The following is a 23,050-nucleotide window of genomic DNA, read 5'->3' as shown; positions in this document are numbered from 1 at the left end:
CCGCGTCGTTCTGCGTTGCGGCGCCCAGGGAACCACCCCGTATGGAAATCCGCAACGTCGCGATCATCGCGCATGTCGACCATGGCAAGACGACGCTGGTCGACAACCTCCTGAAGCAGGCCGGCGCCTTCCGCGCAAACCAGCACGTGGCCGAGCGCGCGCTTGACCGCAACGACCTGGAGCGCGAGCGCGGTATCACCATCCTCGCCAAGTCCACGGCCGTCGAGTGGAAGGGTGTCAAGATTAACATCGTCGATACCCCCGGCCACGCCGATTTCGGTGGCGAGGTCGAGCGCATTCTGTCGATGGTGGACGGCGCGATCGTTCTGTGCGACGCGGCCGAGGGCCCGCTGCCCCAGACCAAGTTCGTGCTGACCAAGGCGCTGGCCCGCGGGCTGAAGCCGATCGTCGTCATCAACAAGGTGGACCGCCAGGACGCCCGCGCCGACGAGGTCCACAACGAGGTCTTCGATCTCTTCGCCGCGCTCGGCGCGACGGATGAGCAGCTCGACTTCCACACCATGTTCGCCTCCGGCCGCCAGGGCTGGGCCGACATGGAGCTCGAGGGGGCCCGCAAGGACCTCTCGCCGATGTTCGACCTGATCCTGTCGCACGTGCCGCCGCCGAAGGTCGAGCTCGACAAGCCCTTCGCGATGAATGCTGCGATCCTCGAGGCCGACAACTTCCTCGGCCGCATCCTGACCGGCCGTGTCGAGCAGGGCATCGGCCGGATCAACATGCCGGTGAAGGTGCTGCGCCAGGACGGCAGCCAGGTGGAGACGGGCCGGCTGACCAAGCTGATGACCTTCTCCGGCCTCGACCGCGTGCCGGTCGATGAGGTGCAGGCGGGCGACATCATCGCCATCGCCGGCCTGTCCGACGCGACGATCCCGGACACCATCTGCGCGCCGGAAGTGTCGGAGCCGTTGCACGCCATCCCGGTCGACCCGCCGACCCTGGCGATGACCTTCCGCATCAACGACGGCCCGCTCGGCGGCCGCGAGGGCAAGAAGGTCACGTCGCGGCAGATCCGCGACCGTCTCTTCAAGGAAACCGAAGGCAACGTCGCCATCAAGGTGAAGGTGTCCGACGAGGTCGATGCCTTTGAGGTGGCCGGCCGCGGCGAGCTCCAGCTCGGCGTGTTGATCGAGCAGATGCGCCGCGAGGGCTTCGAGCTGACGATCGGCCGCCCGCGCGTGCTGACCCGGCAGAACGAGGAGACCGGCGAGCGCGAGGAGCCCTACGAGGAAGTGCTCGTCGACGTCGACGAAGGCTATTCGGGCGTGGTCGTCGAGAAGCTGTCGATCCGCAAGGGCGTGATGCAGGACATGCGGCCGTCCGGCGGCGGCAAGATCCGCATTACCTTCGAGATCCCGTCCCGTGGCCTGATCGGCTACCACGGCGAGTTCATGACCGACACCCGCGGCACCGGGCTGATGAACCGGCTCTTCCTGGGCTATCGCCCTTGGGCCGGGGTGATCCCGGGCCGCCGCAACGGTAGCCTGATCTCCTCCGAACCGGGCGAGGCGATCCAGTATGCGCTGTTCTACCTGCAGGAGCGCGGGACGCTTTTCGTCGACCCGGGGGTCAAGGTCTACGAGGGCATGATCCTCGGCGAGCATTCGCGCGAGAACGACCTCGACGTGAATCCGATCAAGGAGAAGAAGCTCACCAACATCCGTGCCGCCGGCAAGGATGAGGCGCTGTTGCTGACTCCGCCGCGGCGGATGAGCCTGGAGCAGGCCATTGCCTATATCGAGGACGACGAGCTTGTCGAGGTGACGCCGGGCGCCATCCGGCTGCGCAAGCGATACCTCGATCCGCATGAGCGCAAGAAGCATGCGAAGCGGTCGGAGAGCCAGGCCGCCTGAGGCTGCCGGACCGGTAGCGAGTTCCAGCGGCGCCCTGCCTTGCAGGGCGCCGTTGTCGTATCCGGATCCTGTTGCATCCGGGTCGGGAGGCGGCGTAAGCCGGCCAGGTCGGATCGGATGTGGATGGAATGGCAAGGCTGCCGAATGCGCCGCGGATGCTGCGGGCCCGGGTGGATGCGAAGGGTCGGATCACCGTGCCGAAGGCGCTGCGCCTGCAACTGGGCCTGACCGCCGGCAGCCAGATCCTGCTACGGGCGGTGGGGGAGGAGTTGCACGGCATCGCCGCGCCGACCCTGCTGCGCCGGTTGCGCGGGGTGCGGCAGGGGCTGCGGCGCCGCTTGGCCGAGATCGAGTAGCAGCGGGAAGACCGATGGCGGCGTCATGCCGTGGCGTCGCGGTCTGCCATAAACCCGATGATGTCCAGCGACATTCGATATAGTGTCGCTTGGTCTTCTGCTGCCGGTGGCGGATGTCGGCGCCCTGCTGGCCCTGGTCTTCGAGCAGTCGGGGAGGAGGCGGGGCTGGACGTGGCGGCGATCGGCGCGGTGAACCTGGCCGAGGTGATCGAACCGGCCGCCCGGCCTGGCCTCGCCCCGGCCCGCGCTTCCGCTCGGCCCGAGGAGTTGTCGCTGCCGGTGATCGGCTTCGCCGCGCCGAGGGTGCCCGGGCCGGCCGGCTGCTGGTGGGCTTCTGTCGGCAGCGCCTCTCGCTGGGCGATGCGGCCAGCACGGCGCTGCCGCAGCCGCCCAGGACGGACCGAAGGGTGCCGAAGACCCGGCGGCAAGCGTGCGTCGCAAGGGTCTGCTCCCGGACATCGCGCGGTCGCGGATTGCTGCAACCCCGCTCGGCTGCGACGGAGCTGCAGGCGCATCGGTGGCAGGATCTTCGCCTGCCGCGCCGGCGGCTGCCCAGCGCCGGCCGCCCGGGTTAGGCTGTGGCAAACAGCCGCCCGGGGATGCCATGCCGTTGCAGATCAAAACCCGCGTCACCCGCCTGCTCGGCATCCGCTACCCCATCGTCCAGGGTGGCTTGGCCCGGGTCGCCACCGCCCCGCTGGCCGCGGCCGTGTCCAATGCCGGCGGCCTCGGGCAGATCGCCTCGGCCGGGCTCAACGGGCCGGAGGCGCTGCGGGCGGAGATCAGGCGCTGCCGTGAACTAACCTCGCAGCCCTTCGCGGTGAACTTCCCGATCGGACGGCAGGACATCTGGCCGGGGCTGGAAACGGCGCTGGAGGAAGGCGTCGGCATCATCGCGCTGACCGCCGGCAACCCCGCCCCCTATATCCGCCGCTGCCAGGAGGCCGGGGCAAAGACGCTGGTGCTGACCGCGGGGCCGGAGCTGGCGCGGAAGGCCGAGGCGGTCGGCGCCGACATGGTGGCGACCGTGGGCTACGAGGGTGGCGGCCATATCGGCCGGTCCGACGAGACCACGATGGTGATGGTCCCGCGCGTGGTGGCCGCGGTGAAGATCCCGGTCCTCGCCTCGGGCGGCATCGCCACCGGGGTCGGGCTGCTGGCGGCGCTCGCGCTCGGCGCCGAGGGCGTCGAGATGGGCACCCGGTTCGTGGCCACTGCCGAGGCCCATGCGCATGACACCTACAAGCAGGCGCTGGCTGCGGCGGCGCCGGGCGACACCATGATCATCAAGCGGACGCTCGGGATGCCCGGTCGCGTGCTGCGCAGCCGGCATGCCGAGGCGATCACCGCCGCCGAGGCGGCCGGCGCGCCGCAGGCGGAGATCGTGGCGATGATCGCCGGCGCCATGAATGCGCGCGGCACGGATGATGGCGACCTCGCGGGCAGCTATGTCTGGGCCGGGCAATGCGTCGGGCTGTTCGACCGGGTCGAGACCGCCGGCGAGGTGGTTGCGCGGATGGCGGCCGAGGCGGCCGAGGGCCTGGCCCGCCTGCGCGGCTGCTTCCCCTGACCGCCCCGACTGGAGCCTCCTCCATGCCCAGCGATCCCGCCCTGCTGCCGGCCACCACCCTGGCCGGCCGTTTCGCCCGCCACTCGCTGTCGCCGGTGGAGGCGCTGGAGGCCATCCTGGCACGGATCGGCCGGCTGAACCCGCGGCTGAATGCCATTGTCGCCCTGGACGAGGTCGGCGCCCGGGCCGCGGCGCGGGCAAGCGAGGCACGCTGGCGGGCCGGCACGCCGCTCTCGCCGCTGGATGGCGTGCCGGTTACGGTGAAGGACAACATCACTGTCGCCGGCCTGCCCTGCGCCTGGGGCAGCCCGATCTTCCGCGACTACGTGCCGGAACTGGACGAGTTGCCGGTGGCGCGCGCCCGCGCGGCCGGCATGGTCGTGCTGGGTAAGACCAACGTCCCGGAATTCACCCTGCAGGGCTATACCGACAACACCGTCTACGGCGTCACCCGCAATCCTTGGAAAACCGCACTGACCCCGGGCGGCTCCTCCGGCGGGGCGGTGGCGGCGGTGGCCGCGGGGCTGGGGCCGCTGGCGCTCGGGACCGATGGCGGCGGGTCGATCCGCCGGCCGGCGAGCCATGCCGGGCTGGTCGGGCTGAAGCCCTCGATCGGCCGGGTTCCGCGCTGCGACGGGCTGCCGGCGATCCTGCTCGACCTCGAGCAGATCGGCCCGATTGCCCGGACCACGGCCGACCTGGTGGCGCTGCTGACGCTGCTGTCGCCGCCCGATGCGCGCGATCCCGCATGCCGCGCCATGCCGGCCTTCACTGTGCCGCCGCGCGCGCCGCGCCAGCGGATCCTGTTCGTGCCCCGCCTCGGCCGCAATCCGGTGGATCCGGAGATCGCCACCAGCACCACAATCGCCGCGGCGCAACTCGGCGGCCTCGGGCATCACGTGGAGGAAGGCGAAGCACCCTTCACGCTGGACGAGTTGAACGCACTGTTCGCCCCGATCAGCCAGGCCGGGCTCGCCTGGCTGCTGGCCGAGCGGGGCGGGGAGCCAGCGGCGCCGATGCTGCGGGAGATGGCGGCGGCGGGCCGGGCTCTGGCGCCGCAGGCGATCTTCGCCGCGGTCGACGGCATCGCCGGTTTCCGCCGGCGGATGGCGGGGTTCTTCGGCGCCTGGGATCTGATCCTGACGCCTGCCGCCGCGGCGCTGCCCTGGCCGGCCGAACAGGTGGCGCCGCCCTTGATCGACGGCCAGCCGGTCGGCCCGCGCGGCCATGCGCTGTTCACCAACTTCGCCAACCTAGCCGGCCTGCCCGGCATCGCGCTGCCCTGCCAAGCGTCCGAGGCGGGCCTGCCGATCGGCTTCCAACTGGTCGGCTCCTCCGGCGCGGATGGCCTGCTCTGCGCCATGGCCGCCGAGTGGGAAGCAGCCCGCCCCTGGGCCGACCGCTGGCCCGAACTCTAGAGCGGATGGCGGGAGGGCTTGAACGCCCGGACGCCTGAATCCGGCATGAAAACAAAGACCCACAGCGGTGCCGCGGTCACCTTTGAACGCAAACCGCCGTAGGGTTCCAAGCGCCTCTCGGCCATTGGCAGGGGAGGCCCGGAGAGGACGGCGTCACCCGCCGATCAGCCGCTTCCGCAGTCTGGCGGAAAGCCAGTCGATGGTGGCGACGATCACCACCATCAGCAGGATGATGAAGGCCACCTCGTCCCAGGCCCTGACCCGGATGCGCTCCGAAATCTGCAGCCCGATCCCGCCCGCCCCGACCACGCCGAGTATCGCCGCGGAGCGCGTATTGCTTTCGAAGAAGTACAGCGCCTGGGACAACATCACCGGCAGCACCTGCGGCAGCACGCCGAAGCGGAGTCGCTCCGCCCAGCCACCGCCGGCCGCCGTCACGCCCTCGACCTGGCGAGGCTCGATGCTCTCGATCGCCTCGGCATAGAGCTTGGCCAGCACCGCGATGTCGGCGGTGGCGATGGCCAGCACCCCGGCCAGCGGCCCGAGCCCGACCGCCCGCACATAGGCCAGCGCCCAGATCAGCTGGTCGATGCCGCGGAAGCCGTCGAAGAGCCGGCGGACGGAGAAGCGCAGCGCCCAGGCCGTGACCACGTTGCCGGCGCCGAGGAAGCCGAGCGGCACGGCGACCAGCGCCGCGACGCAGGTGCCGAGGAAGGCCATGGCGATACTTTCCGCCAACCCCTGCAGGATCTCGGCCCATTGCGCGCCGGGCGAGGGCGGCACCATCAGCCGCAGGATGGTGGCGAGGCCCTCCAGCCCGTTCCACAGCCGCCGCGGCGTGAAGCCGAACTGTGCCAGCGCCCAACTGAGCCAGAGCAGGAAGAGCGCGGCGCCGAGCCCGCGCAGCAGCCGGGTGCGTGGCGCGGAGCCGAAGGCGGCGGGCAGCCGCGCACGCCAGGCGGCGACATCCGCCCTACTCATGCCAGCCGCCCGATCACGGCGTGCCGCAGCCGCTCCGACAGCAGGTCGATGCTGGCGACCGCGAGCAGGATCAGCAGCACGATGGCGCTGATCTCCTCGTAGTAGTTCTGCGCGATGACGGTGTAGAGTTCCTGCCCAATCCCACCGCCGCCGACGAAGCCGATGACGCTGGCCGAGCGCAGGTTGATCTCGAACCGCAGCAGCGCGTAGCTCAGCAGGTTGGGCGCCACCTGCGGCAGGATGGCGAAGCGGCAGGCCTGCGGCCAGGACCCGCCCGCCGACCATACGCCGTCCCAGGCGCCGAGCCCGGTATTCTCGATGGATTCCGCGAAGAGCTTGCCGCAGGCCCCGGCCGTGTGCAGCGCGATGGCCAGGATGCCGGCCAGCGGACCGACGCCGAAGGCCCAGACCAGGATCAGCGCGAAGACGATCTCGGGCACCGTCCGCATCGCCTCCATGCCGCGCCGGGCAAGCTGCACCGCGACCGTGCCGGCGCCGAGGTTGCGGGCGGCGGGAAAGGCCAGCAGCAGCCCGGCGGCGACGCCCATCAGCGTGGCGAGGGCCGCCATGTTGGCGGTCTCGAACAGCAGCCAAGCCCAGGAATCGAGCCGGTAGAACCAGGCGGCGAGGCTGCCCTCGGTTTCGCTGTCCGCGAGGAGCGTGGCCCAGCGCAGCGTCGGCAGCAGCTTCTCGAAGTACTCGCCGGCGCGGGGCAGGCCCTCGGCCAGGGTCGTCGGCCGCACCTCGCTCACCCAGGCGGCGGCCAGCAGGCAGGCGAGCAGGAGCGCGAGGCCGACCAGCGTGGCGAGGCGGCGCTGCCGCAACGTCCCCTGGTAGACGGCTTCGCCGCGGGCGATCACGTCGGCTGGCGGCGCGGCCGATTTAGTCCCCCGGCCATCGGACGCGCTCAGTTGCGCCGCCGGCGCTCCACCGCCTCCTGCTTCCGCATCTCCACCATGAAAGCGTAGTCCTGGTGGGTGACTTCCCGGTAGCCGGCGCCGCCGCCGCGCTCGATCTGCCGGTAGATGTCGGGATGCGCCTTGGGCAGGGCCAGGTGAAACAGCCGCATGTCCTCCTTGAAGGCATCCGGCAGGTCGGTGCGGACGGTCTGCGGGCCGTTGATGATGGGGGCCGAGGTCCAGATCACCCGCATCTGGTGCATGTCGAGCAGTCCCTTCTCGACCATTGCCCGCAGGGTGCCGCGGGTATAGCCGGCATTGACGTCGCCCTGGCCGGACGCCCAGGTGACCGCGGCATCGTACTGCTTCTGCACCACGGCGATGATCGCCTGCTCGTGTCCGCCGGCGAAGCCGGTGCGGCTGAAGTACTGCTCGGGGTTCACCCCCTGACGACGCAGCGCGAAGCGCGGGATCAGGTAGCCGCTGGCCGAGTTGGGGTCGGACCAGGCCATCGCCTTGCCGCGCATGTCCTCCAGCGTCCGGATGCCGCTGTCGGCCCGCACCAGCATGACCGCGACATAGCTGATGGAGCCGTCAGCCTCCTCGGTGGTCAGCAAGGGCTCGACGCCGCCATTCGTGTCGACCCAGGCGGCGGCATAGGCGGCCGGGGACATGTTGGCGATGTCAAGCTGCTTCGCCCCGAAGGCCTGGATCACCCCGGCATAGTCGCTGGCGGGGTAGAGCCGTGCCGGGACCTTGAAGGTCGTCTCGATCAGGTCGCGGTAGGGGCCGAAGCGGCCGAGCCGGTCGGACTCGTTCTCCCCGCCCAGAAGGCCGATGCGGACCTGCTTCATCTGCGCCCCCCAGGCACGCGGCCCGGCCTCGGGGAAGGCAATATCGGGGTCGAGGCTGCGCCGTGGCGGCCGCGCTGTCTGCGCCAGCACGGGGGAGCCGAGGCTGGCGGTGAGCAGGGCGCCGAGGGCGCGACGCGTGGTCATGGTGCGGGTCCTCGTCCGGAAAGGCGCCTGGATCATGCCACCGCCGCGCGTTGCTGGGCAGCCGCGGCCTCGGCGGCGAACTCGGCCTCGGTGATGCCGTAGACGTCGCGCACCCGGGCGGCGTCCAGCGCCTCCGGCCGCCCGTCGAAGACCACCCGCCCGGCCTGCATCGCCAGGATCCGGTCGCAGTATTCGCGCGCGGTGTCGAGGTGGTGCAGGTTGACCAGCACGGTGATCCCCTCCGCCCGGTTCACTTGGCGCAGCGCCTCCATCACCGCCCTGGCATTCATCGGGTCGAGCGAGGCGATCGGCTCATCCGCCAGGATCAGCCTTGGTGCCTGCATCAGGGCGCGGCAAAGCGCGACCCGCTGCTGCTGGCCACCCGAGAGCGTCTCGGCCCGCTGCAGCGCCACCTCGGCCAGGCCGAAGCGGTCGAGCGCGGCCAGCGCCATGGCACGCTCCGCCGCGGAGAAGGTGCCGGTCAGCAGGACCAAGGCACGGCGCAATCCGTGCTGGTGCGCCAGCCGACCGACCAGGACATTGGTCAGCACATCCAGCCGCTGCACCAGGTTGAATTGCTGGAAGACCATGGCGCAGTCCCGCCGCCAGGCCCTGAGCGCCCACCCGTGCAGCGCGGTGACGTCGCGTCCCTCGGCCAGGATGCGCCCGGCGCTGGGCTCGACGAGCCGGTTCACCAGCCGCAGCAAGGTGGACTTGCCGGCGCCTGAGCGGCCGATGATGCCTAGCATCTGCCCGGCCGGGACGGTGAGGCTGACCCCGTCCACCGCCGTGGTCGTGTCGAAGCGCCGCGTCAGCGCCTGCAATTCCAGCATCGTTGCCGAGGAAGCCTCCATCCGTCCGGGTTACCCCAGATCCGCCCGCCGGCGAACCCCGGCCGCGCGATCGCCGGGTCGATCTCGTCAAGCCCTGGTCAGGCGGGTTGAACAGCCGCATGCATCCGCCCAGAATTGCACTGAGACCGTTTTCGTCGCCGCCCCCATCGAGGATCGCCATCCTGCCTTCCGCCCCGCTGCCGCGCCGCAGGCTCGGCCTGGCCGCCACCACCCTGCTGCTTGCCGCCCCGCTGCTGCCGCTCGCCGCCTGCGCCCCCGCCGCGGCGCAGCGCGGCGCCCTCGTCGCCGACTTTGCCGACCTAGCGGAGCGGGTGCAGCCCGCCGTGGTCAACATTGCCGTCACCTCGGAGCAGCGGGCGGAGATCCCGCCCGAACTGCGCGGCACCCCGTTCGAGCGCTATTTTCGCGACCGCCAGCGCAACCGGCGGCAGGAGGTGATGGGCGCCGGCAGTGGCTTCGTCATCGACCCGGCCGGCTATATCGTCACCAACAACCATGTTGTCGGCAATGCCAGCAAGGTGGTGGTGGCGCTGCAGGACGGCTCGGAACTGACGGCGCGGGTGGTCGGGACGGACGAGCTGACCGATCTGGCGCTGCTGAAGGTCGAGCCGCGCGGGCCAATGGTGGCGGTGCCCTGGGGGTCGTCCTCCGCCGCCCGGGTCGGGTCCTGGGTGCTGGCTGCGGGCAATCCCTTCGGCCTCGGCGGCACGGTCACCGCCGGCATCATCTCCGCCCGCGGGCGGGAGATCGGTGCCGGCCCCTTCGACGACTTCATCCAGACCGATGCCGCGATCAATCCCGGCAATTCCGGCGGGCCGCTGTTCAACCCGGCCGGGGAGGTGATCGGCATCAACACCGCGATCTACTCCCCCTCCGGCGCCTCGGCCGGAATTGGCTTCGCCACCCCGTCCGACCTGGCCCGGCCAGTGATCGAGCAGCTGAAGCGGGACGGGCGGGTGGAGCGCGGCTGGCTCGGCGTCTCGGTGCAGGACATCGTGCCGGAGGATGGCCGCGCCGGTCGCCGCGGCGTGATGATCGCCGGGATCGAGCGCAACAGCCCGGCAGGCCGCGCCGGACTGCGTCAGGGCGATTTGGTGGTGGCGATCAACGGCGACCGGGTGGAGACCTCCCGCGCGCTGGTCCGCACCGTCGCCGCCATCCCGCCCGGCCAGACCCTGCGCCTGACGGTGGTGCGGGAGGGACGGGAGCGCGACCTGCCGGTGCAGGTCGGCCGGCGGCCGAGCGCCGGATAAGGCTGGGCTGCGGGCGGTTGTGGTCCCGCGCGGAGCGCTCATGGTGTAGAATCAATGCGCCCGGCAGCCGGCGGTAACCGGTTCGGGGGCAGGAATGACAGGATCGGCCCAGGATCGATCCCCGCGCACCGGGTCGCGCGGATCGTGCCATCCGGGACCGGACGAGGACAGGACACGATGCGGATTCTGCTGGTCGAGGACGATGCCGAGGTCGCGCGCTTCGTGCGCAAGGGCCTGCAGGAGGCCGGTCATACGGTCGAGCATGCGACCAATGGCCGCGACGGGCTCTTCCTCGCGGCCTCGGAGCAATTCGACATGCTGGTGCTCGACCGCATGCTGCCGGGCGGCGTCGACGGCGTGCGGCTGGTGGAGACCCTGCGCAGCCAGGGCAACCGTACGCCGGTGCTGTTCCTGTCCGCCCTGTCGGCGGTCGATGAAAAGGTGAAGGGCCTCAAGGCCGGTGGCGACGACTACCTCACGAAGCCCTTCGCCTTCGCTGAGCTGCTGGCGCGGGTCGAGGCGCTCGGCCGGCGTCCCTCGGTCGATGCCCCGGCGACCAAGCTGCGGGTCGCCGATCTCGAGCTCGACCTGCTGTCGCGCACCGTCACCCGGGCGGCGAAGCGAATCGACGTCCAGCCACGCGAATTCCGCCTGCTGGAGCACCTGATGCGGCATGCCGGCCAGGTGGTGACCCGGACCATGCTCCTGGAGAAGGTCTGGGACTACCATTTCGACCCGCAGACCAACGTCATCGACGTCCACGTCTCGCGCCTGCGGCAGAAGCTGGACAAGGGCTTCGACAAGCCGCTGATCCACACCGTCCGCAATGCCGGCTACATGATCCGGGCGGAGCCCTGACCGGCGCTGCGCCATGAGCGGCAAGGCCCGCCCGGCGCCCGGGATGCCGCTGCCCACCCGGCTCGGGCGGCGGCTCGGGGTGCGGCGGTCCGCTCCCGTTGCCGGCCCGCCCAGCTTGGCGCTCGGCCCGCCGCGGCTGCTGCGCAGCGCCGGGCTGCGCTTCGCCGTACTCTTTGCCGCCATGTTCGCCTGTGCCGCGGTCGCGCTGGTCGCGGTGCTGTGGTGGGCGACCGCCGGCGCGCTCGACCGGCAGACCGATGCCGCCATCCGTGCCGACGCCATCGCCCTGTCCGAGCGCTGGCGCGAGGCCGGCAACACCGGGCTTGTCGAGGCGATCGAGGAACGGCTGGCGGTCGATGTCGAGAACGAGGCCATCTACCTGATGATGGAAGCCGGCACCGGCCGGCGGATCGCCGGCAACCTCGACAGCTGGCCGAAGGGCCAGCCGGAGACCGGGCCCTGGTTCCGCACGAGGGTGCTGCATGATGGCCTGGCGGTGGATGCGCGGCTGCACCGGCTGGAACTGCCCGGCCTGCGGCTGCTGGTCGGCCGAGACGAGACCGAGCGGACCGAGCTGCGCCGGCTGCTGACCGAAGGCGTGGTCTGGGCTTCCGGCGCCGTGGTGCTGTTTGCCCTGGCCGGCGCTTGGCTGATCCGCCACGCCCTGCAGGCCCGCATGCGGCCGGCCTTCACCACGACGGCGGCGATCGCCGGCGGCGACCTGTCCTCTCGCGTCGCGCTGTCCGGCAGCGGGGACGAATTCGACCGTCTCGCGCAAACGCTGAACATCATGCTCGACCGGATCGGGACCTTGATGGAGGGCGTGCGCGGCGTCTCCGACGCCATCGCGCATGACCTCCGCACGCCGATCGCCCGGGCCCGCGCCAAGCTCGAGGACGCGCTGGCGACCTCGGAGGACGAGGAATCGCTGCGAGCCACGGTGGAGCAGGGGATCGCCGACCTGGACGGCATCAGCCGCATCTTCCAGGCCCTTCTGCGCATCGCCGAGGCCGAGGCGGGCGCCCGCCGGGCGGCCTTCGCGCCGCTCGACCTGGTGCATGTGCTGGCGGATGCCGCCGAGATCTACGAGGCGACGGCCGAGGCGCGTGGACAGCGGCTGGAGACCGACCTGCCGGACTCCCTGCCGATGGTTGGCGATCGCGACCTGCTGCTGCAGGCGGTCGCCAACCTGCTGGACAACGCCATCAAGTTCACGCCGTCCGGCGGTGCCGTGCTGCTCTCGGCCGCGGCGACCTCGGTGGGGATCGAGGTCACCGTGGCGGATGACGGGCCTGGTCTGTCGCTCGAGGATCGCGCCCATGCCGGGGAGCGTTTCTTCCGTGCCGACAAGGCGCGCGCCACGCCGGGCTCCGGCCTCGGCCTGTCGCTGGTGCGGGCGGTGGCGCACCTGCATGGCGGCGAGGTGTCGCTGGTGGATGCCGTGCCGCAGCGCGTGCCACCCGGTCTCCGGGTGGTGATTCGGCTGCCGCAGGGATGACCGAAGCGTCATGTTCCGCCCACGGCGGCTTCAAGAGCGGGGTCGCACTCTCCGCCCCGCGATGACGGCTGCCCTGACGCCCCCTGCGATGCTGCTGGCCCTGGTGGTTTCCGCCGCGGCGGAGCCGAGCCCGCGCGTCACCACTGACACCCCGGAATACTGCAACAGCTTGGTGGTGCGCCTGGCCGGCCTGCCAGCGGCGCAGCAGGAACCCTCCCGCACCTTGGCGGCGGAGGGCGAGCGGCTCTGCGGCACCGGGCATGTCCGCACCGGCATTGCCAAGCTGCGGCGCGCGGTGCGCGCGGCCCAGCTTTCGCCCTGAACGGCCCCGCGCGCGCCCGCATGGCTTGAGAGGTCGGGCGACCGCCCCTAAGCTTACCCCAAAGAATGGGGAAGCGCCGTGAGCGAATTGCTGTTCGAGACAACCGGCGGCATCGCCACCATCACCTTGAACCGCCCCGACAGCGGAAATGCCTTCACGCTGGAGATGCTGGCGGACTGGGAGAAGGTTTTGCGGGTCTGCATCGCCGACGACGCGATCCGCGCCGTGGTGCTGACCGGGGCGGGGCGGATCTTCTGCTCGGGTGGCGACGTCAAGCGCATGGCGCGGGTGGCTGCCGGCGGGCAGACCGCCTGGGACCGCGGCCAGTACCTGGTCAACCATGTCCACCGTATCCCGCTGACCCTGCAGGAACTCGACAAGCCCTACATCGTCGCGGTCAACGGCGCGGCGACCGGCGCCGGGATGGACATGGCACTGATGGGCGACCTGCGCTTCGCCGCGGAAAGCGCCCGCTTCGCCGAAAGCTACATCAAGGTCGGCTTCGTCGCCGGCGATGGCGGCGCCTGGATGCTGCCGCGGCTGATCGGCACGCCGAAGGCGCTCGAGATGCTCTGGACCGGCGACTTCGTCTTGGCCGCCGAGGCCGAGCGGATCGGCCTGGTCAACAAGGTGCTGCCGGACGAAGAATTGCTGCCGCACAGCATGGCAATGGCCGAGCGGCTGGCCAGCGGTCCGACGGTTGCCATCCGGCTGATGAAGCGCATGGTTCGGCAGGGCGCCAACAGCTCCTTCGCCGAGGCGCTGACCTATGCCGCGAGCTGCACCGGCATCGTCGCCGGCACTGAGGATTACCGGGAGGCGACCGCGGCCTTTGCCGAGAAGCGCAAGCCTGTCTTCAAGGGGCGATGATGATGCGCGACCGATTCACGCTCCAGCCCGCGTGCTGCGCACGGCCTGCCTCCACGATCGGGCGCTGAGACGATGACCCACCCCTGCCTGCCCTACTTCCCGCCCGGCCGCCGCCCCGGCTTCGCCGTGCCGCCCGGCGCCTGTGACAGCCATGTGCATGTCTTCGGCCCCTATGACCGCTTCCCGCTGGCCGAGGACCGCAGCTACACCCCGGTCGAGGCGCCGGTGGAGGCCTTCGTCGCGCATCTCGATGCCTTGGGCTTCGAACGCGGCGTCATCGTCACCGCCAGCGCCCAAGGCACCGACAACGGCGCGATGCTGGACGCGCTGCGGCGCTATCCCAGCCGCTTCCGCGGCGTCGCCGTGCTGCCGCCGGAGACCACCGACCGGACGCTGGACGAGATGACCGCGGCCGGCGTGCGCGGCCTCAGGCTGAACCTGCTGCGCGGCGCGGCCGGGGAGCGCACCTACCGCAACGGCGTCGGCTATGACAGCCTGAAGGAACTCGGGCCCCGCATCAGGGAACGCGGCTGGCATTTGCAGATCTGGATCCATGCGCGCGACCTGGCCGAGGCGCTGCCGTTACTCGAGCCCCATGGGATGGACTTGGTCGTCGACCATATGGGCCGCATCTCGACGGAGCATGACACGCCGGAACACCCCGGCTTCCGCCTGCTCTGCGACCTGCTGCGCGACGGCCGGGCCTGGACTAAGATCTCCGGCGCCGACCGCATCACCGGCGGCGAGGCGCCTTGGCTGGCAGCCGATCCTTATGCGAGGGCGCTGCTGGCGGCGAATGCCGGGCGCTGCGTTTGGGGCACCGACTGGCCGCATATCGCCTATTTCGACCGACCGATGTCGGAGGATGCGGCGCTGGCCGAGACGCTGGCGCGCTGGATCCCCGATGCCGCGACGCTGCAGGCCGTGCTCGTCGACAATGCCGCCCGGCTCTACGATTTCTGAAGGAGGACCCGAGACATGCTCGACGCCGCTGAATACCGCATCCCGTCCATGCGCCACCGGGTGAGCCCGGAGGAATGGCAGGCCCGCATCGACCTCGCCGCCTGCTACCGGCTGGTCGACCTCTACCACATGAGCGACCTGATCGCGAACCACGTCTCGGTCCGCGTTCCCGGCGAGGACACCTTCCTGATCAACCCGTACGGCATGCTGTACGAGGAGATCAGCGCCTCCTCGCTCATCAAGATCGATTATGACGGCAACGTCGTGCTGAAGCCCGACTTCCCCGGCACCGACTACGGCGTGAACCGCGCCGGCTTCGTCATCCACTCGGCGATCCACAAGGCGAAGCACGACATTGCCTGCGTCGCCCACACCCATACCTGGCCGGGCATGGCGGTCTCGACGCTCGAATGCGGCCTGCTGCCGAATACCCAGACCAGCATGCGCTTCGCCAAGATCAGCTACCACGACTTCAGCGGCGTCGTGCTGGACCTGTCCGAGCAGGAACGCCTGGTGCGCGACCTCGGCGACAACAATGCGATGATCCTGCGCAACCACGGCCTGCTGACGGTCGGCAACACCATCCCGGAATGCTTCAACGCGCTGCACCGGTTGGAACTGTCCTGCAAGACGCAGATCGCCGCGATGTCCTGCAACAGCCCGATGATCAAGGTGCCGGACGACGTCGTCGAGAAGACTTGGCTGAACTACCAGCCGCAGACCCGCCGTCCCTTCGGCGTGCTCGACTGGCCGGCGCTGCTGCGCAAGCTGGACCGCATCGACCCGAGCTACCGCGACTAGCCATCATGCGGATCCTCATCTCGGATATCGGCGCCGCGCGCCATGGCGGCCGCATCCGGGATGCCGTGCCGGAGGCCGAGCTTGTGCCGGTGGCGCCCGAGGGGGCGCTGCCTGACGCGGCGGGCATCGAGGTCGCCTTCGTCACCCGCGACCTCTTCGTCGGTGGCACGCGGCATCGACTGAATCCGCGTTTCCTCCGCTTCATAGACCTGCTGAAAGCCGCCCCGGCGCTGCGCTGGGTGCAGACTTTCTCCGCCGGCACTGACATGGCGGTCTATCAGGAGATGCTGGCGCGCGGCCTGCTGCTGACCAACAGCACCGGCGCCAGCGCGCCGGCGGTGGCGCAGACCGCGGTCACCGGCCTGCTGGCGCTGGCCCGGCAATTCCCCCGCATCGCCGCGGCCCAGGCGCGCCATGCCTGGGAACCACTCTATGCCGAGCCCGAGCCGCGCGAGGTCGAGGGCCAGGCCGCGCTCATCATCGGCACAGGCCCGATCGGCCAGGAGATCGCTCGGCTCTGCCGCGCCTTCGGCCTGCGCACGATCGGCATCCGCCGCGACGCCGCAGCCGGGCCGCCGCCGGGCTTCGACGCGGTGGCCGGCTTCGCCGCGCTGCCGGACCTGCTGCCGCGCACCGACTGGCTTCTCCTCGCCTGCCCGCTGACCGAGACGACGCGCGGGCTGATCGATGCCCGCGCGCTCGCACTGCTGCCGCCAGGGCGGCACCTGATCAACGTCTCCCGCGGCGGCGTAGTGGACGAAGCGGCGCTGCTGGCGGTACTGCGCAGCGGCCATCTCGCCGGCGCTTTCCTCGACGTCTTCATGATGGAGCCACTGCCGCAGGACAGCCCCTTTTGGAATCTGCCCAACGTCATCGTCTCGCCGCACAGCGCCGCGGCCTCCGACGGGCTGCCGGCGCGGGTGGCGGCGATCTTCTGCGACAACCTGCGGCGCTACCGCACCGGCGAGCCGCTGAGGAACGTGGCGCAGCCCGTCGCCTGAAAAGGAAGAACAGGAAAGGCATTTCTCCCGAATCCCTATCTCTTTCCAAGGGTCGGCACGCGCCGCGCGGCAGATACCCGCCTCACGGAAAGGGGTTCGGGGCCGGAACACTTTTTCCATAGGCCTTGCTTGACCTCGCGGAAGGCTCACCAGCCGGTCAGCCCGTTTGCGCGAGCACGGCCTGCACCGCGCGCTGCCAGGCCTCCCAGGCGGCATCCGCCGCGGTGCCGGCACGCTCGGCGGTCTGGCTCGCCTCGTTCAACCGTTTCCGGGCGTCCTCCTTCGCCGCGCCGGTCCGGTCCTCCACCGCAGCACGGGCGCGGGTCAGCTGCGCCTCCGCCAGGGTATCGGTACGGATGGCGGCGCGTGCCGCCTCCAGCAGGCGCCTTGCCTCCGCCAGGGCGGCGATCGTCCCCTGCAGCATCGCGCGTCCCGGCGCCTCGGCCGGCAGTTGCATCGCCAAGAATTCCAGCGTCTCGAGGCCGGTGCCGCCGCCGGGCATGCGGCGCCAGTCCTGGTCCAGGTCGATCTCGCGCCAGCGCAGCAGCACCGGGTCGCCGAGGCCACGATCCCAGAGCGGCACCTCCTGCCGCACCGTCTGTTCCCAGGCAAAGCGCAGCGTGGTGGCGCTGCCGTCCAGCAGGGCCTCGGTGCGCAGGCCGAAATCGCCTTCGGCGGTGACCGCGAAGATCGGCTTCGCCTCGCCCCGTCGCGGCAGGTCCAGCACCAGCCGGCCGCGCGCCCCGCGCGGGTCGATGGCCAGCGCCACCTCCTGTCGCTTCCGCACGGTGAAATGCGCCACCCCAGGCGTCATCGCCACGCCGACCGGCCGTTCGCTGCCGTCCTGCGCGGCGGTCATCTGCACGTTGCGGTCTCGCGCATAGGCGATGATCCGCTGTTCGCCCAGCGCCACCGCGCGTAGCTCGGCATCGCCCAGCCAGGCACCGGCCTCGGCCCCAGTCGCGCCATAGACCGCGGCCAGGCCATCCGGCAGCACATGGGCAGTGGCATTGGTCAGCCGCACCGCGTTCAGCGGATGGCGGACGTTCACGTCCTGCACCCACCAGATGCGCTCGGCCGGCAATCTCTCCTCCAGGAAGGGCAGGTTCGCCGTCTCCCCGCCGCGGATCGAAACCGGGGTCTGCAGGGTGAAAGCGACCCGCCCGGGCGAGGCCTCTGCCACCGCCTGCGCCGCCTCGGCCGGCGGTGGCTCCGGCGCCGCCATGCGGGCCATGGCAGCCGCGGGCAGGCGGCGGGAGACCGAGGCGCGCATATCCGGCGACATCTCCGGCAGCGCCGGTCGCGCCCCGGTATCGGCCGCCACCTCCACCCGCTCCGCGGCCCGCACCGGCAGCAACGGCCGTGCAACGCGGATAGGGGCATAGAGCGGCTGCGCGAAGGCGGACGGGTTGCCGGACACCAGCGACAGCCGCACCCTATTCCAATCGGTGCCCGAGCGGTTCTCCACCACCGCCCAGCCCTGCAGCCGCGCCTCCCCGGCCCCGTCCGGCAGCACCAGCCGCCAGGACGGCTTCCACAGCGGCGCGGCGGCGACATAGGTCAGCCCGACCTCGCGCGGCGCCGTCGCGCCGGACAGCCGGATGGTAATGCCGCGCATATCGGCGCTGCGGCTGGCCGCAAGCGCCTCTGCCGCGCGGGCGATCTGCGCGGCGAGTGCGGCATCGGCCAGCCTGACCTCCTCGCCTTCCCGCAGCAGCAGCAGCCGTAGGCCGCCATCGGTCAGCAGCGTCACCCGCAGGCCGGCCTCGGTGTCCTCGGCGTCCATCAACCGGCCGCTCGCGCCGCCCGCTTCCACCGCCTGGCCGCGCAGCGCCGCCATCAGCGTGGCGCGGCTGCCGAAATCCTCCGGCTTCAGCGGCAGGCCGCGGAAGGCTTCCGCCTGCAGGTCCTGCGCCGCCAGCCGCACGTCCTCGACCCGCCCGCCGGGGTCGCGCAGAAGCAGCGACTTCAATACGTCGTCCACGTCCTCGACCGGGGCGCGGAAGCCGATGCTGGCCTCCGGCGCCAGGTCCCCGGCGCGCTCGATCTGCATCAGCCCGGCATTGGAGAGAGTGACGCTGCGCACCGGCAGGTCCGCTGCAGCGGCAGGCAGGGCAAGGGCGGTCAGCAGGATGGGCGCGCGCATGGGCTTCCTTGCAAGTCGGCAACGCATCCTATCACGCCGCCCGCCGGCCGGCAGGGATGTCAGCGGGTCGGCTACGCCGCCAGCCCCGCAGCGATCCGCCCGACCTCCGCCAGCACGGCGCTGCGTGCCTCCTCCGGCGCGGCGGAGCCAGTGGAATAGGCCGCCACCAGGATCGGGCTCCGGCCCGGCGGCCAGAGAATGCCGATGTCGTTCGCCGTGCCGATCTCACCGGAGCCGGTCTTGTCGCCGACCCGCCAGCCGGCCGGCACCCCCGCCCGCAGCCGCCGGTCGCCGGTGCGGCAGCCGACCAGCCAGGCGGCGAGCTGCGCCCGCGACGCTGCTGCCAGTGCCTCGCCCAGCAGCAAAACCTGCATCAGGCCGAGCATGGCCGTCGGCGTTGTGGTGTCGCGCGGATCGCCCGGCCGCGCTTCGTTCAGCGCCGTCTCCCGCCGGTCGAGCCGCGTGACCGCGTCGCCCAAGCCCCGCAGCCAGGCGGTCAGCCCCGCCGGGCCGCCGAAGCTGTCGAGCAGCAGGTTGCCCGCGGTATTGTCGCTGAACGTCACTGCCGCGTCGCAGAGCGCGCCGATGCTCATCGCGGCCTGCTGCCCGGTCACAGGGGAGTAGGTGACGAGGTCGGCCTTCGTGTAGGCGACCATGCGGTCCAGCCCTTCCTCGCCGCGATCCACCCGCGCCAGCACACGCCCGGCCGCGAGGAACTTGAAGGTGCTGGTCAGCGGGAAGCGCTCCCCGGCGCGATGCGCCAGCCGCTGGCCGCTGCCGGTGTCGAGCACCGCGACGCCGAGACGGCCGCCGTGCCGCGCCTCAAGCGCGGCGAGCGCCTCGGCCGCCCGGGCAGGGCGCGCCAGGGCGAGCAGCGGGGCGGCCAGCAGGGTGCGGCGTGACGGCATGGGCGGGCTCTCTGCGGATTGGGGGAGCGCTGTCAGACGCCGTGCGGTGCTGCCGGTTCCGCCGGTGAACGCCCTGCCTGCCGCGCCAGCACCGCCGCCGTGCCGAAGCCGGCCAGCGAGAAGCCGAGGCCGGCGCCGAAGACCGCCATGTGGCTTTCGCCGGTCGCCGCGAAGACCGCGGCGAGGCCGAAGCCCACGACCGTCTGCACCACCGCGAAGGTCAGGTTGCAGCGCAGCCAGAGCCCGGTCGCCTGCACCCCGGCGATCTCCCGCGTCACGCTGAGGGCCACGGCAGTGACGCCGACCGCGGCGAAGCCCGCCGCCGCCGCGGCCGGCAGCACCAGCACCGGCCAGGGCGGCAGGCACAAGGCCAGGGCTGCAACCTGGATCAGCAGCCAGAGCCTGAGCGTCGCCATGCCGCCCAGCCGGTCCACCGCCCGCCCGCTCAGCACCCCGCCGGCGACCCCGGCCAGGCCGAAGACCAGCCACAGCAGCGCGGCGATGCCGACGCCGAGGCCCCGCCCGCGCGCGGCGAGGTCGGCCAGGTAGACCATCGGCGGCACCATCCCGGCGGCATAGAGCCCGTAGGTCGTCAGCAGCAGCACCGCGGGCGGCGGTGCCTCCCCCGCCGCGCCATCCAGCGCCATGTCCGGCCAGCGGGGGCGGGCCAGTCCCCAAAGCAGCAGCACCAGCCCGGCCAGCCCCAGCCAGGTCGACGGCAGCCCGGCCGGCAGCAGCGCAGGCACCATAAGTGCCCCCGTGGCGATGCCAGAGCCGACTCCGGCGATCACCACGCCGCCCGCCCGGCCGCGCTGCGCCGGCGCCACGGAGGCCTGGGTGGCCGGCCCGGCCAGTGCCATCAACAGCCCGCCGCCCATCCCGGCAAGGCCGCGCCAGGGCAGGAACCACCAGAAGCCGCCATTCCAAGCGCAGGTGGCGAGGGAGACGACCACCAGCGCCATCCCGAGGTCGAGCGTGCCCGGCACCCCGAGCCGCTGCCCCGCGCGCCGCCCGATCAGCGTGCCAATCAGGTAGCCGGCCAGTGCCGCCGCGCCGAGCGTCCCGGCCTCGGCGCCGTCCACCCAGCCGGCGCCCACCATGGCGGGGAAAAGCGGCACATAGGCGAAGCGGGCGAGGCCGTTGCCCGAGGCGGTGGCGGCGGCACCGGCAAGGGCCTGGCGGAGAAAGGGGGGCACCGGCCAAGCCTAGCGGCTGCTCGCGCCGCCGTCATGGTCGCGGAACCACAAGGGCTGCCGGGCTTTTGCACCGCCATGTCCGATCCAGCCCAGCGCAGCGCGGACCGATTGCTGGCGCAGCAGACCGCGCTTGCCCGCTTCGGGGAGCTGGCGCTGCATTCCGACGACCTGCAGGCGATCCTGCACGATGCCTGCCGCTTGGTCGCCGAAGGGCTCGGCACTGGGCTGGCTAAGGTGCTGGAGCTGCAGCCGGATGGCCGCACGCTGCTGGTCCGCGCCGGTGTCGGCTGGAAGCCCGGCGTGGTGGGCCATGTCACGCTGAAAGCCGAGCCCGGCACGCTGGAAGGGCTGGCGCTGTCGAGCCCCGAGGCCGTGGTCAGCGAAGACACCGAGACCGAGGCTCGCTTTCCGATTGCCGAATTCATGCGCGACCATGGCGTGCGGTCGCTGGTGAACGTCACCGTCATCGGCGCCGACAGCCGGCCGCCCTACGGCCTGCTGGAAGTCGACAGCCGCGCGCCGCGCGCCTTCGATGCCGATGAGATCGCCTTCCTACAAACCTATGCCAACATGCTGGCTGCCGCGGTGGACCGTCTGCGCGCGGGGGACGAGTTGCGCGCCCGGGCGGCGGATGTGGAACGGCTGTTCCGCGAATTGCAGCATCGGGTGAAGAACAATCTGCAAGTCATCATCGGCCTGATGCAGCTGCAGTCCCGCCGTGCCCGCTCGCCCGAGACGTTGGACGCGCTGCGGGTGGTGCGCCAGAGGGTCGACGCGCTGCGGCTGCTGCACGACAAGCTCTACCTCGCGGGAGATGTCGACCGGGTCGATCTCGGCGCCTACCTGGGCGAGCTGGCCGGAACGCTTCTGCGCTTCCATGCCGAGGACGAGCACGGCATCCGCCTGGTGCTGGAGATGCGGCGCATCATCGTGCCGCCGGAACAGGCGGCGCCGCTCGGCCTCATCGTCAACGAGTTCATTACCAACAGCCTGAAATACGCGTTCGACGCGGCCCCACGCGGCGGTGAGGGCACCCGCGGTACCATAGGCCTGCGGCTGGAGCCGACGCGAGGCGGCGAATTGCGCGTCATCCTCTGCGACAATGGCCGTGGCCTGCCGGAGGAACGCTCCGGCGGTACCGGCATGCGGCTGGTCGAGGGGCTGGCGCGGCAGCTCTCTGCCCGGCTGGACTGGTCGCCCGCCGGGCGGGGGACCCGGCTCACGCTGCAGTTCCGTCTGCTCCCGCTGCGGTGACGTGCAAGGCTGTGAAGCTTCTGTAACGAATGGCCTGCGATGATTGTTGAGCAGGAGCGTCGTCCAGATGGCGCCCCCAGCCGAGGCAGCATGGAACGACAGGACGATAACCCCGCAGCGGCCGCACCGCTCGCGCTCGTGGTGGACGACGAGGCGCTGCTGGCGCTGGAGATGGAGGACCTGCTGGCGGGAGCCGGCTTCGCCACCCTGATTGCCTGCTCCGAGGCGGCGGCGCGGGCGGTGCCGGCCGCGGCGCTGTCGGTCGCGGTGGTGAACCTGCGGCTGAACGGCGAACTGCTCGGCCATGGCATCATCCGATCGCTGCGGCGGCTGCGGCCCGACCTGCCGATCGTGGTGGTGACCGGCTACGACAGCGACGCCCCGCAGGCCGACCTGCGCGGACTAGGCTGGCCGACGGTGCGACTGCAGAAACCGCAGCATGGCGAATACCTGGTCGGCGCGGTGCGCGACGTGATGGCCCAGGCGAAATGTGGCGCCCGGCCACGGGGTGGACGCCGGCAGGTCGACCGGGTCTGAGGCTCTAAGCAGAGCGTTGCGGGGCAGGCACGCCCGGAGTTGTGGCCGCACCTTCCCAACGACCCGCCGAAGCGCGTGCCGACCCGAAGGTTCCGGCAGGCTGCTAGGGCGTGCCGGGCTTCTCGCTGAACAGGGCGCGCTTGCCGGGCTTGTTCTTCCATTCCTCGGCATCTGCGGGCGGCTCACCCTTTCGAGTGATGTTCGGCCATTCCGCCGCATATTGCCGGTTCAACTCGGCATATTCGGTCGCCCGATCGTCGCTGTCCGGCACGATCGCCTCGGCGGGACATTCCGGCTCGCAGACGCCGCAATCGATGCACTCGTCCGGATGGATGACCAGCATGTTCTCGCCGACGTAGAAGCAGTCCACCGGACAGACCTCGACGCAGTCCATGTACTTGCACTTGATGCAGTTCTCGAGAACGACATAGGTCACGGCTGGCAGTCCCTCGGGCCCGGCTGATCGGCGCCGCAGAGATGGACCGGGCCGCGCGCG

At 71.3% G+C, this 23,050-nt stretch carries 22 protein-coding genes; 14 read left to right on the top strand and 8 right to left on the bottom strand.

What is annotated here, in order from left to right:
• Nucleotides 1-41: 41 nt before the first annotated feature.
• From typA to E2C06_RS05945, 4 genes are all read left to right on the top strand, one after another.
• Entirely contained in the window at nt 42-1,871 is a 1,830-nt protein-coding gene (gene typA, locus E2C06_RS05960) for a translational GTPase TypA (protein WP_133287679.1), read from the top strand.
• Between the two features lie 128 nt (nt 1,872-1,999).
• On the top strand, nt 2,000-2,227 hold the full coding sequence (locus E2C06_RS05955; RefSeq protein WP_133287678.1) for an AbrB/MazE/SpoVT family DNA-binding domain-containing protein: 228 nt from the start codon (nt 2,000-2,002) through the stop codon (nt 2,225-2,227).
• Nucleotides 2,228-2,837: 610 nt separating this feature from the next.
• Entirely contained in the window at nt 2,838-3,797 is a 960-nt protein-coding gene (locus E2C06_RS05950; protein WP_193560424.1) for an NAD(P)H-dependent flavin oxidoreductase, read from the top strand.
• A 23-nt stretch (nt 3,798-3,820) separates the two neighbouring features.
• Nucleotides 3,821-5,215 carry an amidase gene (locus E2C06_RS05945; RefSeq protein WP_133287677.1) on the top strand — a complete coding sequence of 465 codons (1,395 nt, stop codon included), beginning with the start codon at nt 3,821-3,823 and terminating at the stop codon, nt 5,213-5,215.
• Nucleotides 5,216-5,368: 153 nt separating this feature from the next.
• On the opposite strand, the gene phnE (E2C06_RS05940) is transcribed toward E2C06_RS05945, so the two are convergent.
• Genes phnE (E2C06_RS05940) through phnC form a run of 4 tightly spaced genes read right to left on the bottom strand, consistent with a single transcriptional unit; the run spans nt 5,369 to nt 8,947 of the window.
• Nucleotides 5,369-6,196: a phosphonate ABC transporter, permease protein PhnE gene (gene phnE / locus E2C06_RS05940; RefSeq protein WP_133287676.1), complete on the bottom strand. Its 828-nt coding sequence runs from the start codon at nt 6,194-6,196 to the stop codon at nt 5,369-5,371.
• Nucleotides 6,193-7,056: a phosphonate ABC transporter, permease protein PhnE gene (gene phnE, locus E2C06_RS05935; RefSeq protein ID WP_133287675.1), complete on the bottom strand. Its 864-nt coding sequence runs from the start codon at nt 7,054-7,056 to the stop codon at nt 6,193-6,195. The genes phnE (E2C06_RS05940) and phnE (E2C06_RS05935) overlap by 4 nt, the downstream gene beginning before the upstream one ends.
• A gap of 47 nt (nt 7,057-7,103) precedes the next feature.
• On the bottom strand, nt 7,104-8,093 hold the full coding sequence (gene phnD / locus E2C06_RS05930; RefSeq protein WP_133287674.1) for a phosphate/phosphite/phosphonate ABC transporter substrate-binding protein: 990 nt from the start codon (nt 8,091-8,093) through the stop codon (nt 7,104-7,106).
• Between the two features lie 32 nt (nt 8,094-8,125).
• Entirely contained in the window at nt 8,126-8,947 is an 822-nt protein-coding gene (phnC, locus tag E2C06_RS05925; RefSeq protein ID WP_241671135.1) for a phosphonate ABC transporter ATP-binding protein, read from the bottom strand.
• Nucleotides 8,948-9,045: 98 nt separating this feature from the next.
• On the opposite strand from phnC, the gene E2C06_RS05920 reads away from it, so the two are divergent.
• From E2C06_RS05920 to E2C06_RS05885, 8 genes are all read left to right on the top strand, one after another.
• A complete protein-coding gene (locus E2C06_RS05920; protein ID WP_133287673.1) occupies nt 9,046-10,200 on the top strand; it encodes a S1C family serine protease in 1,155 nt (384 codons plus the stop codon).
• Between the two features lie 177 nt (nt 10,201-10,377).
• Entirely contained in the window at nt 10,378-11,058 is a 681-nt protein-coding gene (locus E2C06_RS05915) for a winged helix-turn-helix domain-containing protein (protein WP_133287672.1), read from the top strand.
• Nucleotides 11,059-11,071: 13 nt separating this feature from the next.
• Nucleotides 11,072-12,556 carry a sensor histidine kinase gene (locus tag E2C06_RS05910; protein ID WP_241671134.1) on the top strand — a complete coding sequence of 495 codons (1,485 nt, stop codon included), beginning with the start codon at nt 11,072-11,074 and terminating at the stop codon, nt 12,554-12,556.
• Nucleotides 12,557-12,617: 61 nt separating this feature from the next.
• Nucleotides 12,618-12,878 carry a hypothetical protein gene (locus E2C06_RS05905; protein ID WP_133287671.1) on the top strand — a complete coding sequence of 87 codons (261 nt, stop codon included), beginning with the start codon at nt 12,618-12,620 and terminating at the stop codon, nt 12,876-12,878.
• Nucleotides 12,879-12,956: 78 nt separating this feature from the next.
• On the top strand, nt 12,957-13,748 hold the full coding sequence (locus E2C06_RS05900; protein WP_133287670.1) for an enoyl-CoA hydratase/isomerase family protein: 792 nt from the start codon (nt 12,957-12,959) through the stop codon (nt 13,746-13,748).
• A 72-nt stretch (nt 13,749-13,820) separates the two neighbouring features.
• Complete coding sequence (locus tag E2C06_RS05895; protein WP_133287669.1) at nt 13,821-14,711, top strand: amidohydrolase family protein; 891 nt, start codon at nt 13,821-13,823, stop codon at nt 14,709-14,711.
• A 15-nt stretch (nt 14,712-14,726) separates the two neighbouring features.
• Complete coding sequence (locus tag E2C06_RS05890) at nt 14,727-15,512, top strand: class II aldolase/adducin family protein (RefSeq protein WP_133287668.1); 786 nt, start codon at nt 14,727-14,729, stop codon at nt 15,510-15,512.
• A 5-nt stretch (nt 15,513-15,517) separates the two neighbouring features.
• Nucleotides 15,518-16,513: a D-2-hydroxyacid dehydrogenase gene (locus E2C06_RS05885; protein WP_133287667.1), complete on the top strand. Its 996-nt coding sequence runs from the start codon at nt 15,518-15,520 to the stop codon at nt 16,511-16,513.
• 157 nt (nt 16,514-16,670) lie between these two features.
• Here E2C06_RS05885 and E2C06_RS05880 read toward each other — a convergent pair whose 3' ends face one another.
• From E2C06_RS05880 to E2C06_RS05870, 3 genes are all read right to left on the bottom strand, one after another.
• Nucleotides 16,671-18,659 carry a DUF4139 domain-containing protein gene (locus E2C06_RS05880; RefSeq protein ID WP_133287666.1) on the bottom strand — a complete coding sequence of 663 codons (1,989 nt, stop codon included), beginning with the start codon at nt 18,657-18,659 and terminating at the stop codon, nt 16,671-16,673.
• 71 nt (nt 18,660-18,730) lie between these two features.
• On the bottom strand, nt 18,731-19,567 hold the full coding sequence (gene bla / locus E2C06_RS05875) for a class A beta-lactamase (RefSeq protein ID WP_133287665.1): 837 nt from the start codon (nt 19,565-19,567) through the stop codon (nt 18,731-18,733).
• Between the two features lie 32 nt (nt 19,568-19,599).
• Nucleotides 19,600-20,763, bottom strand: a complete 1,164-nt coding sequence (locus E2C06_RS05870; protein WP_133287664.1) for a YbfB/YjiJ family MFS transporter — start codon at nt 20,761-20,763, stop codon at nt 19,600-19,602.
• Nucleotides 20,764-20,838: 75 nt separating this feature from the next.
• On the opposite strand from E2C06_RS05870, the gene E2C06_RS05865 reads away from it, so the two are divergent.
• Complete coding sequence (locus E2C06_RS05865; RefSeq protein ID WP_165982242.1) at nt 20,839-22,017, top strand: sensor histidine kinase; 1,179 nt, start codon at nt 20,839-20,841, stop codon at nt 22,015-22,017.
• 90 nt (nt 22,018-22,107) lie between these two features.
• A complete protein-coding gene (locus E2C06_RS05860) occupies nt 22,108-22,554 on the top strand; it encodes a response regulator (protein WP_165982241.1) in 447 nt (148 codons plus the stop codon).
• Nucleotides 22,555-22,657: 103 nt separating this feature from the next.
• On the opposite strand, the gene fdxA is transcribed toward E2C06_RS05860, so the two are convergent.
• Nucleotides 22,658-22,990: a ferredoxin FdxA gene (gene fdxA, locus E2C06_RS05855; protein WP_133287661.1), complete on the bottom strand. Its 333-nt coding sequence runs from the start codon at nt 22,988-22,990 to the stop codon at nt 22,658-22,660.
• Nucleotides 22,991-23,050: the final 60 nt, after the last annotated feature.

This window comes from Dankookia rubra, assembly GCF_004355005.1.
GTDB classification, from domain to species: Bacteria; Pseudomonadota; Alphaproteobacteria; order Acetobacterales; family Acetobacteraceae; genus Paracraurococcus; species Paracraurococcus ruber_A.
Note: the sequence above shows the minus strand (reverse complement) of the source record. Positions and strands in the feature narration are given on the sequence as shown.